This window comes from Actinophytocola sp. (assembly GCF_036378875.1).
GTDB lineage: Bacteria > Actinomycetota > Actinomycetes > Mycobacteriales > Pseudonocardiaceae > Actinophytocola.
Map to the genome: position 1 here is coordinate 1 of NZ_DASUVO010000165.1, position 18,096 is coordinate 18,096.

The 18,096-nt window shown below is 71.0% G+C and carries 17 protein-coding genes and 1 pseudogene; 7 read left to right on the forward strand and 11 right to left on the reverse strand.

Annotated elements, in window-relative coordinates:
* Positions 1 to 30 precede the first annotated feature (30 nt).
* Both VF106_RS45565 and rnhA read right to left on the reverse strand, forming a co-directional pair.
* On the reverse strand, positions 31 to 816 hold the full coding sequence (locus VF106_RS45565) for a nucleotidyltransferase domain-containing protein (protein WP_330846313.1): 786 nt from the start codon (positions 814 to 816) through the stop codon (positions 31 to 33).
* Positions 817 to 854: 38 nt separating this feature from the next.
* The gene (gene rnhA / locus VF106_RS45570) at positions 855 to 1,328 is read right to left on the reverse strand and encodes a ribonuclease HI (protein ID WP_414639219.1); all 474 of its coding nucleotides are present in this window, start codon (positions 1,326 to 1,328) and stop codon (positions 855 to 857) included.
* On the opposite strand from rnhA, the gene VF106_RS45575 reads away from it, so the two are divergent.
* The gene (locus VF106_RS45575) at positions 1,327 to 1,998 is read left to right on the forward strand and encodes a DUF429 domain-containing protein (protein WP_330846315.1); all 672 of its coding nucleotides are present in this window, start codon (positions 1,327 to 1,329) and stop codon (positions 1,996 to 1,998) included. The genes rnhA and VF106_RS45575 overlap by 2 nt on opposite strands.
* On the opposite strand, the gene VF106_RS45580 is transcribed toward VF106_RS45575, so the two are convergent.
* Positions 1,995 to 2,369, reverse strand: coding sequence for a hypothetical protein (locus VF106_RS45580; RefSeq protein WP_330846317.1), 375 nt, complete (start codon positions 2,367 to 2,369; stop codon positions 1,995 to 1,997). The genes VF106_RS45575 and VF106_RS45580 overlap by 4 nt on opposite strands.
* 440 nt (positions 2,370 to 2,809) lie before the next feature.
* Between VF106_RS45580 and VF106_RS45585 the strand changes: the two genes are divergently transcribed.
* Positions 2,810 to 3,715, forward strand: coding sequence for a phosphotransferase (locus VF106_RS45585; protein ID WP_330846318.1), 906 nt, complete (start codon positions 2,810 to 2,812; stop codon positions 3,713 to 3,715).
* Here the strand turns inward: VF106_RS45585 and VF106_RS45590 are convergent.
* The gene (locus VF106_RS45590) at positions 3,705 to 4,442 is read right to left on the reverse strand and encodes a GNAT family N-acetyltransferase (RefSeq protein ID WP_330846319.1); all 738 of its coding nucleotides are present in this window, start codon (positions 4,440 to 4,442) and stop codon (positions 3,705 to 3,707) included. The two genes, VF106_RS45585 and VF106_RS45590, sit on opposite strands and share 11 nt — an antisense overlap.
* Positions 4,443 to 4,786: 344 nt before the next feature.
* Here VF106_RS45590 and VF106_RS51090 point away from each other — a divergent pair.
* Positions 4,787 to 4,843 (forward strand): annotated as a pseudogene (locus VF106_RS51090) (SEC-C metal-binding domain-containing protein); the annotation flags it as partial.
* A 60-nt stretch (positions 4,844 to 4,903) separates the two neighbouring features.
* On the opposite strand, the gene VF106_RS45595 reads toward VF106_RS51090, so the two are convergent.
* The 7 genes from VF106_RS45595 to VF106_RS45625 form a co-directional block, all read right to left on the reverse strand.
* A complete protein-coding gene (locus VF106_RS45595; protein WP_330846320.1) occupies positions 4,904 to 5,785 on the reverse strand; it encodes a hypothetical protein in 882 nt (293 codons plus the stop codon).
* A gap of 126 nt (positions 5,786 to 5,911) precedes the next feature.
* Positions 5,912 to 6,301: a hypothetical protein gene (locus VF106_RS45600; RefSeq protein ID WP_330846321.1), complete on the reverse strand. Its 390-nt coding sequence runs from the start codon at positions 6,299 to 6,301 to the stop codon at positions 5,912 to 5,914.
* Between the two features lie 11 nt (positions 6,302 to 6,312).
* Complete coding sequence (frdD, locus tag VF106_RS45605; protein WP_330846322.1) at positions 6,313 to 6,663, reverse strand: fumarate reductase subunit FrdD; 351 nt, start codon at positions 6,661 to 6,663, stop codon at positions 6,313 to 6,315.
* A gap of 8 nt (positions 6,664 to 6,671) precedes the next feature.
* Positions 6,672 to 7,064 (reverse strand): fumarate reductase subunit C, encoded by a 393-nt coding sequence (locus VF106_RS45610; protein ID WP_330846323.1) that lies wholly within the window; start codon positions 7,062 to 7,064, stop codon positions 6,672 to 6,674.
* Positions 7,061 to 7,807: a succinate dehydrogenase/fumarate reductase iron-sulfur subunit gene (locus VF106_RS45615; protein ID WP_330846324.1), complete on the reverse strand. Its 747-nt coding sequence runs from the start codon at positions 7,805 to 7,807 to the stop codon at positions 7,061 to 7,063. Before VF106_RS45615 ends, VF106_RS45610 begins: the two co-directional genes overlap by 4 nt.
* A 5-nt stretch (positions 7,808 to 7,812) precedes the next feature.
* Positions 7,813 to 9,558, reverse strand: a complete 1,746-nt coding sequence (gene frdA / locus VF106_RS45620; protein WP_330846326.1) for a fumarate reductase (quinol) flavoprotein subunit — start codon at positions 9,556 to 9,558, stop codon at positions 7,813 to 7,815.
* A 7-nt stretch (positions 9,559 to 9,565) separates the two neighbouring features.
* Positions 9,566 to 9,799, reverse strand: a complete 234-nt coding sequence (locus VF106_RS45625; RefSeq protein WP_330846327.1) for a hypothetical protein — start codon at positions 9,797 to 9,799, stop codon at positions 9,566 to 9,568.
* Positions 9,800 to 9,937: 138 nt separating this feature from the next.
* On the opposite strand from VF106_RS45625, the gene VF106_RS45630 reads away from it, so the two are divergent.
* The 4 genes from VF106_RS45630 to VF106_RS45645 are packed head-to-tail and all read left to right on the forward strand — an operon-like array spanning position 9,938 to position 18,079.
* Positions 9,938 to 11,536 (forward strand): TIGR02677 family protein, encoded by a 1,599-nt coding sequence (locus VF106_RS45630; protein WP_330846328.1) that lies wholly within the window; start codon positions 9,938 to 9,940, stop codon positions 11,534 to 11,536.
* Positions 11,533 to 12,750 (forward strand): TIGR02678 family protein, encoded by a 1,218-nt coding sequence (locus VF106_RS45635; protein ID WP_330846329.1) that lies wholly within the window; start codon positions 11,533 to 11,535, stop codon positions 12,748 to 12,750. The genes VF106_RS45630 and VF106_RS45635 overlap by 4 nt, the downstream gene beginning before the upstream one ends.
* Positions 12,747 to 16,826 carry a TIGR02680 family protein gene (locus VF106_RS45640; RefSeq protein ID WP_330846330.1) on the forward strand — a complete coding sequence of 1,360 codons (4,080 nt, stop codon included), beginning with the start codon at positions 12,747 to 12,749 and terminating at the stop codon, positions 16,824 to 16,826. The genes VF106_RS45635 and VF106_RS45640 overlap by 4 nt, the downstream gene beginning before the upstream one ends.
* Positions 16,826 to 18,079, forward strand: coding sequence for a TIGR02679 family protein (locus VF106_RS45645; RefSeq protein ID WP_330846368.1), 1,254 nt, complete (start codon positions 16,826 to 16,828; stop codon positions 18,077 to 18,079). The genes VF106_RS45640 and VF106_RS45645 overlap by 1 nt, the downstream gene beginning before the upstream one ends.
* The last annotated feature ends 17 nt before the right edge of the window (positions 18,080 to 18,096 follow it).

Consider the following 18,096-nt stretch of genomic DNA (forward strand, 5'->3'; position numbering starts at 1 on the left):
CCATTCCCGTCGGAATGGCCACGACCTTTCCTATTGCCAGCCCCAGTGCCGCCGGTGTGCGCTGACGGCCCACTCGGAGATCGCGGCGAGGTCCGGCGTCTCCGGCAGCGGCGTCCTCCCCGTGGTCACCACGTCCTCCACCTGGGCCTGGACGTCGGCGATCTCGGCGAGCACGTCGTCCAGTCGCGCCACGTCCCCACGCTTGACGGCGAGCACCCGCTCCCGCTCGGTGGCGGGCATGGGCAGCGTCAGCCGAGCGTGCCGCGCCACCTCGAGCCCCTGGAAGGCGAGCCGCAGGGCGTGCGAGGCGTACTTGACGTCGTACCCGTACCGCGCGACGAGCTCGGGCCGGCTGGGCATCTTGCCCTGGCTCTTGCCCAGCAACCGCTGCCGCTGTGCCTCCAGGTAGCCGAGGAACCGGTGCACGGCACGCCGGGACAGCACCTTCGGCGCCAACGCCCGCAGCTCCTCACCCAGCGGCGTCACCGTGATGACGGAATCCGCCGGCGCGTACAGGGGCAGCAACGCGGTGGGGTTGCCCTTGATGGCAAGCCGCAGGTACTTGTGCAGCGAGTAGCTGACCAGGTCGGTGTCTCCCGGCCCGGACCGCGCGCCCTCCGGCTGCGTGCGGAACACGTAGTGCTGTTCGCTGCCCAACACACCGGCGACGTGGCCGGCCGGTTCGATGTAGACACCCATCTCGTCGTGGTCGTCGGTACCCGCGATCGCGATCCCGTGCACTCCGGAACCCACGACGGTGCGCAGGATCTCGCCTCGCAGCGCGACATCCCGATCGCCGTACTCCGTGTGGTTCACGGGCCGTATGGTGACACGGCCTTGTTCGTGGCAGCCGCCTATTTTCGGCTGCCGGCGGCTTCCTGCGCGCCCTTGACGGCCAGCTGGTCGGCACGCTCGTTCTCGGGATGCCCGGCGTGCCCCTTCACCCAGAACCACCGCACCTCGTGCGGCCGGACCGCCTCGTCGAGCCGCCGCCACAGATCCGCGTTCTTCACCGGCTGCTTCGCACTGGTCTGCCACCCGTTGCTCTTCCACCGGGGCAGCCACTGCATGATCCCGTTCCGCACGTACGTGGAGTCGGTGTACATGTCCACGACGGACGGTCGCGTGAGACTCTCCAACGCCCGGATGGGCGCCATGAGCTCCATGCGGTTGTTGGTCGTGACCGTCGGCTCGGCTCCGTACAGCTCCTTGGCGTGCTGCCCGTACTTGAGCACGGCACCCCAGCCCCCGGGCCCGGGGTTCCCACTGCACGCGCCGTCGGTGTAGATCTCCACGGTCTTGGACACGGATGGCAGGGTATCGGGCATGGACACTGTCCTCGGCGTCGACGCGTGTAGGGGCGGCTGGGTGGGTGTCGCCTGGTCCGGCGCCTCGGTGACCACCCACTTCGCCACGACCATCGCCGAGCTGGCCGACCGGGCCGGCCCACTGGCGGTGATCGCGATCGACATCCCCATCGGCCTGCCGGACCACACGTGCCGCCAAGCCGACCTCGCGGCCCGCGAGTTCATCCGCCCCCGCCAGTCGTCGGTGTTCATGACCCCGGTCCGCGCCACATTGGACGTCCGCCAGCACCAGCGCGCGAACGCCATCAACCGCGAACGCACGGGTCAGGGCATGTCGATCCAGGCGTTCAGCCTCCTCCCCAAGATCAAGGAGGTGGACGACTGGCGATCCAGGGCTCCCTGCCGGGTGGTCGAGATCCATCCCGAGGTGAGTTTCACCGAGCTGGCCGGCACGCCACCGCCCCCGAAGAAGACCTGGGCAGGCGCCGAGCGTCGCCGCGAGCTCCTGTCCGAGGCGGGCCTCACCTTGGCGGGTCCACTCGGCGAAGCGGGCAAGGCCGGGGTGGATGACGTCCTGGACGCGGCAGTCGCCGCGTGGACGGCCCGCCGTGTCCACCAAGGCGAGGCCATCCCACTCCCGAGCCACCCGGAGACCTTCAGCGACGGTGTGTCAGCCGCCATCTGGCGTTAGGGCCGCGGGAGCAACACCGCGACCTCGGCGAGGCCGTCGAGCACCTCGTCCGTGACCGGACCGCCGACCGGTTCGGCCTCCGCGATCACGGTCACCGACCCCGCCCGCCGCGACCGGTAGTGCTGCCCCGTGAACCGCACGTCCGCGATGCCGAGAAGCGCACCACCCGGCGGCGTGACGTTTCCCGTGCCGTGGGTGTCGTCGAGGTCCTTGAACCGCCGCGCGTCGCCGCGGGTGCGAAAACCTACCCACGCCACCATCACCACGATGGGATTGCCCTGCTCGTCCACGGCGGCCAACAAAACGCGGTCGAGCGACGCGCACGGCGTGCGAAGAAAGAACTCCCGCACCTGGCCGAAGGAATTCACCACACATCCCAGATTCCGCTCAACCGCTCGCCGTACGTTCCGCAACCCCATTCGCCGCAGGGCTTCATCGGCGTTGCCCCGTCGGGCCGACTGCTTCCCTTGTGTCTTGCGGGCAGCGAAGTTCCGCCCGGCTGCGGATTCGGCGACCGTTCCGGACGAACCGGCCGACGCGCCGATGCCGGCGCCGACCCCGCTGCCGGCGGAAGCAATGGCAATGGCGGCCACCGTCCCGACAATCACCTGAGTGCCGCCGCCGCTGCCCTTGTCCGACCCGCCGCCCGCCCCGCCAATTCGACGATTCATTCCACCCCCTGTAGACCCAAGAAGCTCCATTTCTAGTGCCGCGAAAACCCGCCACGAATCCCCCGCCAGGGGGATTCACCGGACAGCCGCACCGGAAAACCGGCTGCGCCGGGCCCGTCGGCGCGGGCACCATGACCCGCATGGTGACGGCGTCCGGGGTGCGGATCGGGTGGGGTGACCTGCCTGCGCGAGTCCGGCATGCCGTCACGGACACTCTCGGCGGGGAGGTCGTCGACGCCGTATCCCAGTCGGGCGGGTTCTCGCCCGGTACCGCCGACCGGGTCCGCACCGCCCGGGGCCGTCGCGCGTTCGTCAAGGCCGTCAGCCCGGCGCAGAACGAGCACAGCCCGAACATGCTGCGCCGCGAGTCGCAGGTCACGGCCGCCCTCCCGCCGGAGGCGCCGACGCCCGCGGTGCTCGGCACCTACGACGACGGCGACTGGGTCGCCCTCGTGCTCACCGATGTCGAAGGCCGCCATCCGGACACGCCCTGGCGGCCGGATCAGCTCGCCAGTGTCCTGGCGGCGCTGGACGAGCTGACCCGAATCCCGCCCCCGGCAGGCACACCGACCGCCAGGGACTACCTCGAATCGGATTTCACCGGCTGGCACCGCATCCGTGCCGACCCACCTTCCACTCTGGACGGGTGGACCGCCGCGAATCTCGACGACCTCTGCCGGCTGGCCGAGCGCGGCATCGTCGCGCTCGCCGGTGACACGTTGGTACACGCCGACATCCGCGCGGACAACCTCCTCATCGACCCGCACGGCACGGTCACCGTGGTCGACTGGCCGCATGCGTGCCGAGGCCCAGCCTGGCTCGACACCCTCATGCTGCTGTTCAACGTCCGCCTGCACGGTGGCCGCCCCGACCTTGTCACGGTCGAGGCGGACCGCGGCGACCTCGTTGGCGTGCTGGCCGGCCTCGGCGGCTTCTTCGCCGACGCCGCGCGGCACCCGCCGCCGGTGGGCCTGCCGTCACTGCGTGAGTTCCAGCAGGCCCAGGCCGACGTCGTCGTGTCGTGGCTACGTGAGATCAGCGGCTGAGGTGGACCATGTCACCCGCCGGCACGTAACCGACCCGCGCGTAGATCCGTTGTTCCGGCACCCCCGCGGGAGTCAGGAACACGGTCCGGCCACCGGCCTCATGCACGGCGGCGGTGAGGAACGCGGTGATGGCGGCGCCGATCCCGCGCCGGCGGAACGCCACCCGGACGCCGATACCAGCCACTTCGGACGTTCCGTCGACGACCGCCTCCGCGACTCCGCCGCCGGCGGCCGCACCGGTCACGGTGTCCCGTGCCAGCACGGCGAACCCGCCGGCGAGGATCCGCTCCCGTGACTTGGCGGCGTCCGCCTCGGAGGCCGCGGGGGCGTTGAACGCCTCGTGCTGCGCGTTGACCATGCCGAGCACTTCCTCGTCACTTTTCGGCACGACGAGTTCGATGCCGGCCGGTGCCGGTGGCATGACAGCCGAGCCCGGCGGGCACAGCATCACGGGGATCCGCCGCTCGACGGACCAGCCGGCGGCGAGCAGTGCGACCTCGGCCTCCGGCGCGGTGTCCACGAGGAACTCCACGCGCGGCAGCAGTTCCCGCCGCTGGTAGGCCGCGACCAAGCCGTCCACATCGGACGCCGAGGGCCGTGCGCCGTCGTCCGGGATCGCGTAGTTGAGGAACGGGCTGGTCGAGTCGGGTGAGTAGGTGGCGAGGAATGGACCGATCTGTTCGGTTGCACGCCCGGCCGCGGCGGCCCGGCGCATGTGTGACTGCAAAGCAGACAAGATGAGAAGACCCTTCAAGAGCATGGGGAATCGACAGCGGAAACGGCGCCACCGGCACTACAGGCGACGCCCACCGTGGGCGTCAGGCATGAGGCGTTCCCCTTGCTCGGGTCTGTCAGATCGTGGCCAGTCTGCCACAACGGAGAATGATCACCAAAGGTATTTCGGATGACACAGGCGATAACGTCGTCGGTGACCGACCGGAGGAGGCAGTCATGCACCGCGACTTCGACGCCGAGGCGTCCTTTTGAGCGCACCAGCAAGCGCCGCAGGGGGTTCCCTCTAGCGAGACGAGGGTCAAGCGCGGCGACCGGGTCGTCGGCGAGGGCAAGGAGTTGGTCGAGAAGCTCGGCGGCAACGACCCCTGCCCATGTGGCTCCGGGCGGCGGTTTCCGCCGTTGCTGCCGGCAGACCGGCCGGTACGACGGGGTCATGGGCGACTACTACGTCCGCTAGACGACCCCGTTGGCGCGCAACACCGACACGGCACCCACGGTCGCGTATCCGCGCCACTCCAGTGCGGCGGCGGGGGAGAAGCTGGCGAAGTCCACCGTCCACCCGCCGTCGTCCTGCTGCCCGGCGGCCAGCCGCTCCAGGTCGGCGTCGATCACGTCGGGGGCGAACAGCCGCCGGGCGGGCCGGTCGGGGAGCGGCGCGAAGTCGAGCGGCCGCATGGCCTCTCCTTCGGAGCCGCCGGTCACGGGGACGACCCCGTCGGCGGGGATGTACGAGCCGAGCTTGTCGAGCAGGGCGGGGGCCTCGTCATGCGTCTCGTGCACGGCGTCCAGGAACCCGACGGCGAACCCGAACTCGATGGCGAAGGGCGCGCTCTCCAGTGCGGCGATGGCGGCAAGGCAGTACCGGGTGGCGGCGGCCAACCAGGGATGCGCGGCGACCAGCGGATCCCGCGCGGCGACCCGGTGCGCCACCCCGGCGACGAACGCCGTGCTCTGCAAGGACGACACCCGTGGATCGGCCCCCACCCAGAACGGCGCACACCCGGCGGTGTCCGCGACCGGAACGGCGAACGGCACCCCACCGTCCGGAAGGGACACCCCGCCGAGCCAGTCACACACCTCGACGGCCCGCGGCGTTGGCCCGACCTCCGCGAACACCTCCAGGGCGTGCAGGGCCCCGCCGGGCTGGCTCTCGGGCGCACGCAGGTCGGGCTCCAGCCCCCACCCGTACCCACCGTCGGCATTGCGATAACCATCCACGGCGGCGAGCACCGCACCCGAATCGCCACGACCGAACAGGAACTCGAAACGCCGCCGGTCGAGCAACCGACCGTGTGTGGCCAGGAACGACGCGGCGGAGTTGATATCGACAGCCATGAGCCAATCCTGCCGCCGTTCCGCCGACACCGTCTTGAACGTATCGGACAACTCAGTGGCAGGAACACGTTCTCGACAGGTGGTGGCCCGCCCGGCCCCGGCGGGTATGGCGGGCCAGGGCCGGTCTCACCTCATGACCTGGTTGCCCAAAGCGGTCATCGCCTCGTCGGTCTTGTCGACGGACAGTGCGAGTTCGACCTCGCCCTGACAGATCATGATGGGCAGCAGTGCCTGGATGTTGACGTCGGCGTTCGCGAGTTTCCTGGCGATTCTCGCGGCCTCACCGGGCTGGTCGGGGCAGCGTAACCGCAGTGCGGGCCGTTCGGTGAAGTCGATGCCCGCGCCCTCCAGGGCGGTACGGACGGTGGCGTCGTCGTCCGTGCACACACACATCGTTCCGTGGTTGGCGGTCGTCACGCCCGCCATCATCAGGTTGACGTGGTGTGGCGCCACCGTCTCGCACAGGTGGGCCAGTTCGCCTGGCTCGTCCTTCATTTCGATGGTGAACAGGTTCATAACTCTTCCCTTCAGACGCGGAACAACACGAACGCGGCCGCACCCGATCCCAGTGCCGCTCCGCCGTAGCACGCCAGGATGATCACGCGGCTGAGCCTTTTGAGCCGCAGTCCGTCGTAGAGGGTGTAGCGGAAGCGGTGCGCCCAGTGGAACAACGCCAGTACGGACAGTCCGAACAGGACCAACTTGGTGAGGGGGTGACCCACGAGCGAGAGCAGGTACGCGTGGTCGGGACTGGCCAGCCACCCCAACGGAAACGCGATGCCGAACAGGAACAGGAGCGCGGGCACGAGCAACGCGGTGACCGTGCCGCCCGCGCTGAACAGCAGCCACAGCACGGGTTCCGGCGAACGTCGTCTCATGCGATGGCTCATCGCAGCACCACCCACACGACGAAGGCTGACAGCAGCACCCACAGCAGGTAGTGCGCCGCCGAGATCGTGCGCGGCGGGACGCGCCGGCCGCGCGACCGCACGACGATCGCCTTTGGCGCTAGGCCGAACCACGTCACCGCGTGCAGTAGCAGGAAGAGCAGGGACACCGCGTTCAGCAACACCACCCAGGCGTGTCCGCTCCAGTCGAGGAACCGTTGGTACGCCGCGTCGCCCGAGTCGATCGCGGCGACGAGCAGCAGCAGGTACACGACGAACCAGGCGACGAACACGCTGCTGAGCTCACGCAGTGCGAAGATCAGGTACGAGCGGCGCCGGACCCACCAGAGCAGGGAAACCGGCCGCTGGTACGGCCGTGGGGTGGCGGTCATCGCGCACCCCGGGGCAACAGGAAGTCCCAGATCGCGTTGGTGGCCGCGGTGAGCTTGTAGCGCTGGATCGCGCCGGCCGGGTCGACGTCCTTCGGGCAGGCCGTGCTGCACTCGCCGACGAACGTGCAGGCCCAGACCCCCTCGGCGGAGGTGAGGACGTCGCGCCGGTCGCGGGCGCCCTCGTCCCGTGAATCGAGGTTGTAGCGCTGCGCCAACGCGATCGCCGCCGGGCCGACGAAGTCGGGGTCAAGCGCGTACACCGGGCAGGCCGAGTAACAGAGCATGCAGTTGATGCACATGCTGTACTGCTGGTACTCCTCCATCTCGAGCGGTGTCTGCAGGTACTCGCCGTCCTCGACCGGCTCGTCCTCGGTGCGGACGAGCCATGGCCGCACCGTCGGCAGCTTGTTCATGAAGTCGCCGATGTCAACGATGAGGTCGCGAACCACCGGGAAGTTGCGCATCGGTTCGACACGCACCGGCCCCGGCGCGTACTCGGACAGGAAGGTGGCGCAGGTCAGCTGGGGGTCGCCGTTCACGGTCATGCCGCAGCTGCCGCAGATGCCCATTCGGCACGACCAGCGGAAGGACAGCGTGCCGTCCAGGTGGTCCTTGATGTAGTTGAGCCCGTCGAGAACGGCCCATTCCTTGCGCAGCGGCACCTCGTAGGACTGCGTCACCGGCTCGGACTCCAGCTCCGGCCGGTAGCGCGCCACCTCCATCGTGATCATGTCCTCGGCCATGGCACCTACCTCCCGTACACGCGCTCTCCGGGTGGCCAACGGGTGATCTTCACCGGGAGGTAGTCGACGCGGCCCACACCGTCGGGCTCACGGTGGATCAGGGAGTGGGCGAGGAACCGCTGGTCGTCGCGTGCCGGGAAGTCGGTGCGCTGGTGCGCGCCACGCGACTCCGTCCGCCGCGTCGCGCACGCGACGACGCACTCGGCGACGTCCAGCATGAAGTCCAGTTCGAGCGTGGCGACCAGCTCGGTGTTGAACGTCCTGCTGTGGTCGTCGACCACCGCCCGGTCGAACCGTGCACGCAGCTCCCGCAGCCGGTCGGCGGCCTTCGCCAGGGACGCCCCGTCCCGGTAGATCCCGGCGCCGTTCTCCATGGTGTCCTGCATCTCCGAGCGGATGTCCGCGATGCGTTCGCGACCAGGCTCGGTGTGCCGCGCCAACCGTTGTTCGAGGCGGCGTTCCTCGTCGCGGCCCAGCGCCAGGACCACGGGGTCGCCACCGGCGCCTCCCGAGGTGACGAACTCGGCCGCGGCCCGGCCGGCCCGTGCGCCGAACACCAGCAGTTCGGGCAGCGAGTTGGAGCCCAGCCGGTTGGCGCCGTTGATGCTGACGCAGGCGACCTCGCCTGCCGCGTACAGACCCGCCACCGGAGTCGCACCCACGATGTCGGTGTGGATGCCGCCCATCATGTAGTGGACCACGGGGCGCACCGGGACCAGCTCGGTGACCGGGTCGATGTTCTGGTACCTGGCACACAGCTCACGCACGAAGGGCAGCTTGGTGTCGATCACCTCCGCGCCAAGGTGGCGCAGGTCCAGGTGCACGATCGGCCCGTACGGCGTGTCGATGGTCCGGCCCTTGTCCAGCTCGTGCACGAACGCCTGCGACAGCCGGTCGCGCGGCCCGAGCTCCATGCTGCGGAGCACCGGCTCGGGCTCGGGCTTGCCGAGGTCGTAGTCCTGCAGGTAGCGGTAGCCGTCCCGGTTGAGCAGCCAGCCGCCTTCCGCCCTGGCCGCCTCGGTGATCAGGATGCCGGTGAAGGGCAGCCCGGTCGGGTGGTACTGGACGAACTCCATGTCCTTGAGCGGAGCGCCGGCCCGGTAGGCCAGCGCCATCCCGTCCCCGGTCTTGATGTTCGCGTTGGTGGTGAACGGGTAGACGCGGCCGCACCCGCCCGTGCACACGATGACGGCCCCGGCGGTGATGGTCTCGATCCGGCCGGTCGCGAGCTCGACGGCCACCAGACCGCGGACCCGCCCGTCGTCGACCAGCAGCGTGCTGACGAACCACTCGTCGTACCGCACGATGTCCGGATAGGACAGTGAAGTTTGGAACAATGTGTGCAGCAGGTGGAAACCGGTCTTGTCGGCGGCGAACCAGGTCCGTTTCTTCCGCATCCCGCCGAACGCCCGCACCGCGATGTGCCCGTCGGGCTGGCGGCTCCACGGGCAGCCCCAGTGTTCGAGCTGGAGCAGCTCACGACGGGCCTCCCGGACGAACACCTCGACGGCGTCCTGGTCGCAGAGCCAGTCCCCACCGGACACGGTGTCGTTGGCGTGCTCGTCGAAGCTGTCGGTCGCACTCGCCACCGCGGCGGCCCCGCCCTCGGCGGAGACCGTGTGACTGCGCATCGGATAGACCTTGCCGACGACCGCCACGCTCAGACGCGGGTTCTCCTCCGCGATGGCGATGGCGGCCCGGAGGCCGGCACCACCGCCGCCGACGATCACGATGTCGTGAGCCGTGGCCATCGTCCGGTCAGGCCTCGTGCTCGGCGTTGTGCTCTTCCAGCAGAACCTTGCCGTCGTGGCGGACGGTCCTGATGCGAATACTGCCGTCGTGGTAGACGTGCCGGATCCGCCGACAACCACACGCGTAGGTCAGGTCGTCGAAGGACAGGCCCTCGTCGTCGTCTTCCTGATAACGCTCACCGTCCACCCGCTTCCCGCAAGGCGCGAGACCCGCGGTGAACTTGACACTGCTGCCGACCATCGCCCTCACCTCCAGGGCAGGGAGTGACGCAGCTCACAACAGAATACGGCTCTTGTGGACGGTCCGCGAGGCGGAGTCGTGGCTACCGGGACCGGTGGCGGTGCGGGCACTGTCGGTGCGGTTCGCCAGAATGGCCCGGTGACCACGGACCACCACACCGAGGACGTCACCGCCGAAACAGAGCCCAGGCAGCCGTTCGCGCACCTGAGCGCGCCGAACGCCGCCTTGTACCGCGAGGTGTTGATGACGTTCGCTCGGGCGCGGGATCGGTTCATCGTGCACATGCGCCCCGAGGACGTCGTAGTCGACCTCGGGCGGCCCGGCGACACCGCCGAGGTGGTCGCGGCCCTGGACAAGCTCGTGGAGTGGGGAAACCTCCGAGCCGACCCGGACACCAGCAGGGTGACGACCGTCGAGGACTTCCACCGGGCCCGCTATCTGTACCAGCTCACCGCGGCAGGACAGGCGGCCGAGCAGGCCATCGCGGTCTACGAGGAGGCCATCGGCCGGCGCGGGTCGCTGCAGTCGGTCGCGCTGGCGGACATCGCGGCGCAACTGCGCTCGCTGGCGGACATGGCCCAGGTGCCCGACCTCGATCCCGCCAAGGTGCACCTGCTGCTGCTCGCGCTGGCCGAACGGTTCGCCGGGCTCGCGGACAACGCCCAGGCGTTCATGGCCTCGCTGCGCCGGGTGATCGACTTCGCCGACGGTGACGTCGACGCCTTCGTGGCCTACAAGCAACGGCTCATCGACTACATCAACCGGTTCATCGCCGATCTCGCCAACCGGGGCGCCGAGATCGCGACCGTCCTCGGGCAGATCGAGTCCGCGGGTGTCGAGCGGCTGCTGCTCGTCGCGGCGCGCCGGGAGGCCGCCGACGCGGTGCCTGACCTGCCAGAAGAGGGGGAGACCGCGGATGCCTACGATGCGGCCGTCACCGGCTCGCTGAACGACTGGCGCAACCGGTGGCGCGGTCTACGGGACTGGTTCGTCTCGGCCGACTCACGCCACCCGTCGCAGGCCAGGTTGCTGCGTGGCGCGGCGGTCACCGCCATCACGCAGCTCATCGACACGGTGGCCGCGTTCAACGAGCGCCGGTCCGGCCGCTCGGACCGCTCCGCCGACTTCCGCACGCTGGCCAGGTGGTTCGCCGAGGCCCCCGACGACGGGGCGGCCCACGCACTGTGGCGGGCGGCGTTCGGCCTCACGCCCGCCCGGCACCTCACCGTCACCTCGGACACCGTCGCCGAATGGGAGCAGGAGCAGCCGGCGCCGAACACGCCGTGGCGCGAGGCGCCGCCCGTGCGGATCAGCCCGCAGCTGCGCAAGACCGGCTCCTACGAACGGCGTGGCCGTCCGAACCGCGTCGCCGACCGCGCGGACCAGCGCCAGTTGCTGGCCGCCCAGGCTGCCCGGGAGGCCGCCGAGACCGGCGCGGCACGCGCACGGCTCCGCACCGACGGGCCGGTCCTGCTGTCCGAGCTGGGCACGCTGGACACCCGTGCGTTCCGGTTGTTCCTCGGCCTGCTCGGCGACGCGCTGTCGGCCAGGTCGCCCGGCGACACGGAGGTCCGCACGACGACGAGCGACGGCACCATGGAGATCCGGCTCTCGCTGGTTCCCGGCGGGGAGACAGTGGTGATCCCGACCGAGGACGGGGAGTTGCGCGGTCCGCAGCACCTCGTCGAGATCGTCGACCTGACGGCCGCCCGCCGGGGCCGGGGAGCGGTGGCGTGACGTCAGCGGTAACCGACGAGAGCACGGCGCAACGCCGCACGGCATTGCGCGCGCTGCTGGCCAAGCCCTTGCTGACCGCGGGCGCGGACGACGAGACGTTGCGGCTCGTCCGCCGGCACGTGGCCGACCTGCGCGAGTGGCTGGCCGCCGAGACCGGGTGGCGCCTCGTGGTGGACGCGGACTCCGCGCGGCTGTTCAAGACGGTGGCGAACAGCGACGACGGCACCCATCCGGCGCGGGAGGGCAAGGGAAGGCCTGCTTTCGGCCGCCGGCGCTATGTGCTTCTCTGCCTGGCGCTGTCGGTACTGGAGCGCGCCGACGCGCAGATCACTCTCGGCAGGCTCGCCGAAGGCGTGCTGGTCGCGGCGGGTGAGCCGGAGCTGGCCGACGCCGGTGTCGTGTTCACCCTCAGCCGCCGCGACCAGCGTTCGGACCTGGTGGCCGTCGTCCGACTGCTCCTGCGTCTCGGTGTCCTGGAGCGGGTCGCCGGCGACGAGGACGCCTACCTGACCGCCACCGGCGACGTGCTCTACGACGTGCGCCGCAGGGTGCTGGCCGCGTTGCTGACCGGTGCGCGCGGCCCGTCGACGATCGAGGAGCCCGGACACGGCGCGAGGTTGGCCGAGCTGACCAGTGAACCCGTGCCGGACACCGACGACCTGCGCAACCGGGCGCTCCGGCACCGGGTGACCCGCCGCCTGCTGGACGACCCGGTCGTCTACTACGACGAGCTGACCGACGACGAGCGCGGCTACCTGGTCGGTCAGCGGCACGCGATCACCCGGCGGATCGAGCAGGCCACCGGCCTGGTCGCGGAGATGCGGGCCGAGGGCATCGCGATGGTCGACCCGGACGACGAGCTGACGGATGTGCGCATGCCCGAGCAGCGCACGGACGGTCACGTGACCCTGCTGGTCGCCGAGTTCCTGGCACGCCACGGTGCTGGGCCGGTCGCGCTGGACCGGTTGCGCGCCCACGTCCGGGCGATGGCCAGGGAACACGAGACCTACTGGCGGCGCGGGGTCACCGAGCCGGGCGCCGACACCGAGCTGCTCGCCATCGCCCTGGACAAGCTGCGGGCTCTGCGCTTGGTGTCCGACGTTCCGGGCGAACAGGCGGTGATCGCACGCCCGGCGATCGCCCGGTACGCCGTCCAGGCACCGACCATCCGTACGGGACCGGCGAACCGGTCCAGGAAGGCGAACCGCACATGACCACCCCGACTCCGCACCGAGAGCGCTGGCAGCCTTTGCGTGCGGGGCTGGTCGACCTGTTCTACTACGACGTCGAGGAGTTCCACTTCCACGACGGGCGGCTGCTGCTGCGCGGGAACAACGGCACCGGCAAGTCGAAGGTGCTCGCGCTGACTCTGCCGTTCCTGCTGGACGGCGAGCTCGCCGCGCACCGGGTCGAGCCCGACGGCGACCGCAACAAGCGGATGGAGTGGAACCTGCTGCTGGGTGGGAAACATCCGCATCCGGAGCGGCTGGGCTACGCCTGGCTGGAGTTCGGCCGGTTGCTCGCCGACGGGTCGGCCGAGTACCGCACGATCGGCGCCGGCCTCAAGGCCGTGGCCGGACGGGGCATCGCCCGGCACTGGTTCTTCGTCACCGGCCAGCGAATCGGTGCGGACCTCTCCCTGCTGAGCCCGACGCGAGTCGCACTGACCAGGGAGAAGCTGCGCGATGCGGTGGAGGGGTACGGCGCGGTCCACGACACGGCGTCGGACTACCGGCGCGCGGTGGACGAGGCGTTGTTCGGGTTGGGCGCGCAGCGGTACGAGGCGCTGGTCAACCTGCTGATCCAGCTACGGCAGCCGCAGCTGTCCAAGAAGCCGGACGAGAAACTGCTGTCCCGCGCGTTGACCGAGGCGCTGCCACCACTCGATCCCGCGCTGGTCACCACGGTCGCCGAGGCGTTCCGCGGCCTCGACGAGGAGCGGGAGGCCCTGCGCGGGCTGGCCGAGGCGAGGTCGGCGGCGGAGGCGTTCCTCACCCATTACCGCCGCTACGCCGGTATCGCGGCCAAGCGGTCCGCCGCGCCGGTACGGCAGACCCACAGTCGCTATGAGCAACTCGGTCGCGAGCTGGGCGACGCCGAGGCCGCGTACGCGGCAGCGCACGAGGCGCTCGCCGCCGCCGCGGAACAGCTCGAGGAACTGGCCGCGGCCAAGAACTCGTTGGAGGCGCGGCGGACCGCGCTGCAGCAGAGCCCCGAGATGCGCGACGCCGAGGCGCTGAAAACGGCCGGCCAGGAGGCCGAACGGCTCGGCCGGTTCGCCACGGACCGGCAAGGTGACCGTCGCGCCGCGGAGGAGACGGCGCACCGCAGGACAACCCAGCTGGATCGGGCCCGGGAGGACGCAGAAACCGAAGAGGCGGCCTTCCGAAGCGTCACCGAGGCCGCTCAGGACGCCGCAGAGGCGGCACTGTTGTCCGCGGGACACGGCGAGGTACTGGCCGAGCTGAACGCGGAGACACCGCCGTTCGCCGGTGCCGCGCGGATGGGCGGCGCGCTGATCGACCGACACGCGTCCGCGCTGTCCCGGCTGGAGGTTCTGCTCGGCAACGTACGCACGGCCGAGGACGCACTGCGGGCGGCCCGAGCGGAGGTCGACCGGATCACCGGCGAGCAGCAGGCCGCCGAGGAACGGATCACCTCCGCCGGCGAGATGGTGACCGACCGTGCCGCTGCCCTCCTCGCGGCCCACACCCGCTACTTCGCCGAGGCCAGCCACGTGCGGGTGGACCAGCCGGAAGACGTGCTCGCCGCACTGGACGCGTGGGCCGAAGCGCCGACCGGCCCCAACCCCGCCGCTTCCGCGGTGGACGACGCGGTACGGGCGGCCACCGCCGACCTCAGCCGTCAGCAGGCCGACGTGGACGCACGCCGGGAGGAGGCGACGCGCGAGCAGGCCGCGACCGAGGAGGAGATCAGCCGGCTGCGGGAGGGCGGCCACGACGCTCCACCGCCGCCCCACACCCGCGACGAACGGAGCAGGCACGGGCGGGTCGGCGCGCCGCTGTGGAAGGTCGTGGATTTCAGTGCCGGCGTGCCGGACGACCACCGGGCCGGCATCGAGGCGGCGCTGGAGGCGGCCGGCATCCTCGATGCCTGGGTGACACCGGACGGTGAGCTGCGCGAGGTGCACGACGACGTCATCGCCCGTCCAGGCACACCGGTCCCGGGAGGTGGTCTGACCGCGGTGCTCGTGCCGGCCATCGACCGGGACGACCCCCTCGCCGCCGCGCTCACCGACGATGTGGTCACCTCGGTGCTGGCCTCGATCGGCCTCGGTCCGGTCGCACAGACGTGGGTCGGCGTCGACGGCCGGTTCGTCAACGGCCCGCTCACCGGTTCCTGGCACAAGCCGGCGGCCGGCTACATCGGCGAGGGAGCGCGGGAAGCCGCGCGCCGCATCAGGCTGGCCCGACTCGAGGAGGACCTGGCCGGCATTCGGAACCGGCTCGACGAGCTGGCCGAGATCGCCGCCGGCCTGGCCGGGCGGGCAGAGGCCCTCGTCACCGAGCAGCGTGAGCGGCCGTCGGACGCCGACCTGCAGCAGGCGCACATGCGGCTCGCGGCCGAGCACGAGGCCAAACGCCGGGTCGACGCACAGTTGGTGGACGCGGTCACCTCCGTGGTGGGCCGGCAGGAAACCGAGCGGGCGGCGCGGGCGGAGATGACCGAGTTCGCCGGCGATGTCGGGCTGCCGCCGGACCATCACGAACTGGCGGCGGTACGCGTCGCGCTCGGGGACTACCGCGTGGCACTGGCCGGGTTGTGGCCGGCGGCACGGGCCGCCGACCGGGCACGCAGGAACGTGGCGGAGGCTGAACAGGAGCGGACCACGGCACTGGAGGCGTTGGAGGGGAGTGTCGCCGCCGCCGAGCAAGCCCGCGCCGAGGCGGACGCCGCCGCCGAACGGCACCGCGTGCTGGTGGAGACGGCCGGTGCCGGAGTCGACGAGCTGTACCGCAAGCTGGCCGCTGTTGCGACCGAGCTCGACCTGCGCGACGAACGTGAGCGCGGCGCCCGCCAGGCCGAGGGCTTGGCTCGCGATGAACGTGGCAAGGCCGAGGGCCGGCGGGAGACGCTCCGGGAGTCGATCGACGCGGCCGCCGCCGAACGTGAACACGCCATCGCGGCGCTGCGTGCCTTCGCCGCCACCGGGTTGCTGCACACGGTGCTACCGGACATGGCGGTGCCGGACCTGGAGTCCGACTGGGCGCCGACCCCGGCCGTTGCCGCCGCCCGGGCGATCAACGCGGGGCTGGAGACCGTCGACGACGCCGACCGGCCGTGGGAGCTGGTGCAGCAGCGGGTGTCGGCCGAGCACAAGCTGCTCACCGACGCGCTGTCCCGGCACGGGCACTCGGTCGGCATGACGGTCCGAGACGGCATCATCGTGGTCGACGTCCTGTTCCAGGGCCGCAAGCAGGACATCCCCACACTGGTCGAAGGACTTGAGGTCGAGACCGAGCACCGGGCCACCCTCCTGTCCGCCAAGGAACGGGAGATACTGGAGAACCACCTGGTGAACGAGGTGGCCGGCACCCTCCAGGAGCTGATCACCGGAGCGGAGAGCCAGGTGACGGCGATCAACGCCGACCTGGCGGACCGGCCGACATCGACCGGCATGCGGCTCCGGCTGCAGTGGCGGACGGCCCGCACCGCGCCCGATGGTCTCAGCAGGGTTCGTGACCGGTTGCTACGCCAGACCGCGGACGCATGGAGCGTCGACGACCGGGCCGCCGTCGGCGCGTTTCTCCAGGAACAAATCAACAGGGAGCACGCCGAGGACGCGTCGGGCGGCTGGGTGGAGCAGCTGACCAGAGCGCTGGACTACCGCGGTTGGCACGAGTTCACCATCCAGCGCTACCAGGACGGCCAGTGGCGTCCGGCGACGGGACCGGCCTCGGGCGGGGAGCGGGTGCTGGCGGCGTCGGTGCCGCTGTTCGCCGCCGCGTCGTCGTTCTACACCTCGGCCGGCAACCCCCACGCGCCGCGTCTGGTCGCCCTGGACGAGGCGTTCGCCGGGGTGGACGACGATTCCCGGGCCAAGTGCCTCGGCCTGCTGGCCGCCTTCGACCTCGACGTGGTGATGACCAGCGAGCGTGAATGGGGTTGCTACCCGCAGGTGCCCGGCCTGGCCATCGCACAGCTCACCCGCCGGGACGGGATCGACGCGGTGCTGGTCACCCCGTGGCGGTGGGACGGCCGCGAGCGGATCCGGGTCGACCGGCCGGCCTCCTACCTGTCCGCGCCAGAGGACCTGGTCGACGTGTGATGGAGGGTGGCGTCGACGAGGCCCGGTTACGCCGGTTGCTCGGTGGAGAGCACACCGCATGGCTGCTGGACCGGATGCGCCGTCGGCTGACTCTGGGCAAACCACTGACCGGAACCGTCACCCTCGCGACGGCCGATCTCGACCAGCGTCGCGCGATGGAGCGCTTGCTCGGCCGCCGCGCCGGGACCGGCACGTCGTTGACGGTGTCGCTGGACGAGGTCGACACCGTTCTGCGGGCCAGCGGCGCCGCGGCAGGCGGGCTCACGGCAGCGGCCCAGGTTCTACTCGGCGCGGTTCCTGACCGTGTCGCCGAAGCCGCCGCCGAAGCCGCGGCGTGGTCGGCGGCATGCGCGCCCCTGGATGCCCTGGTCGAGCGACGGCCTGAGTTGGCCCCGTGGCGTGCCTGGCTGGACGTCACCGGCCTGCTCCGCAGGCTGGCGGGGACCCCGGCGAACGCGACGGTGCTCGTCGAGTCGCTGGTGCGGGTGCTGGACATGTTGCCGGCGAAGGGCTTCGCGCTGGGTCGTCTGGCCGCGGAGACCACCGGCGACGCACACGCGCTGGACGACGGCAGACCACTGTCCACCCTGTCCCTCGGCGCCGTTCGGGCGATGGCCGGCGCGCCACCGGCCGGCGACGGGTCGGCCTTCGAACGCCGAGCGGCGTGGGCGGCCGTCGGCGTGCATCGGGACGAGCTGTCCTCCACGGTGCTCTGTGTCGGGTTGCCGGGAGGCGGCGCGACCACGGTCGGCCGAACGGTGGCGCTGGCGCGTGAGGCTGGGGAGCCGTGCGTGCTGACCCTGCGCCAGCTCGGCCGCGACCGGCCGGACCTTGGGGTCGGCACCGGTCTGGTGCGCGTGTGCGAGAACCCGATCGTGCTGGCCTGCGCCGCCGACGAACTGGGTGCCGAGTGTCCGCCGCTGGTGTGCCTGGGCGGCCACCCGTCCGCGGCGGCGCTCCGTGTACTCGAGCTGCTGACCGCGGACGGCGCCGACCTGGCGTACCACGGCGACTTCGACTGGGGCGGGATCCGCATCGCCAACGCACTGCGTGAGCGTTTCGCCTGGCAACCCTGGCGCTTCGACGCCCTGGCCTACCGAAGCGCGCTCGCCGTCGTGACCGGCGGCGCACTCACAGGCCGCCCCGTGGATGCCTCCTGGGATCCCGGCCTGCGTCCCGCCTTCGAACAGCACGACACCCACATCCAGGAAGAACTGGTGCTGCCCGACCTCATGGCCGACCTCGCTGGATGACCGGGGTAGCACCGCGA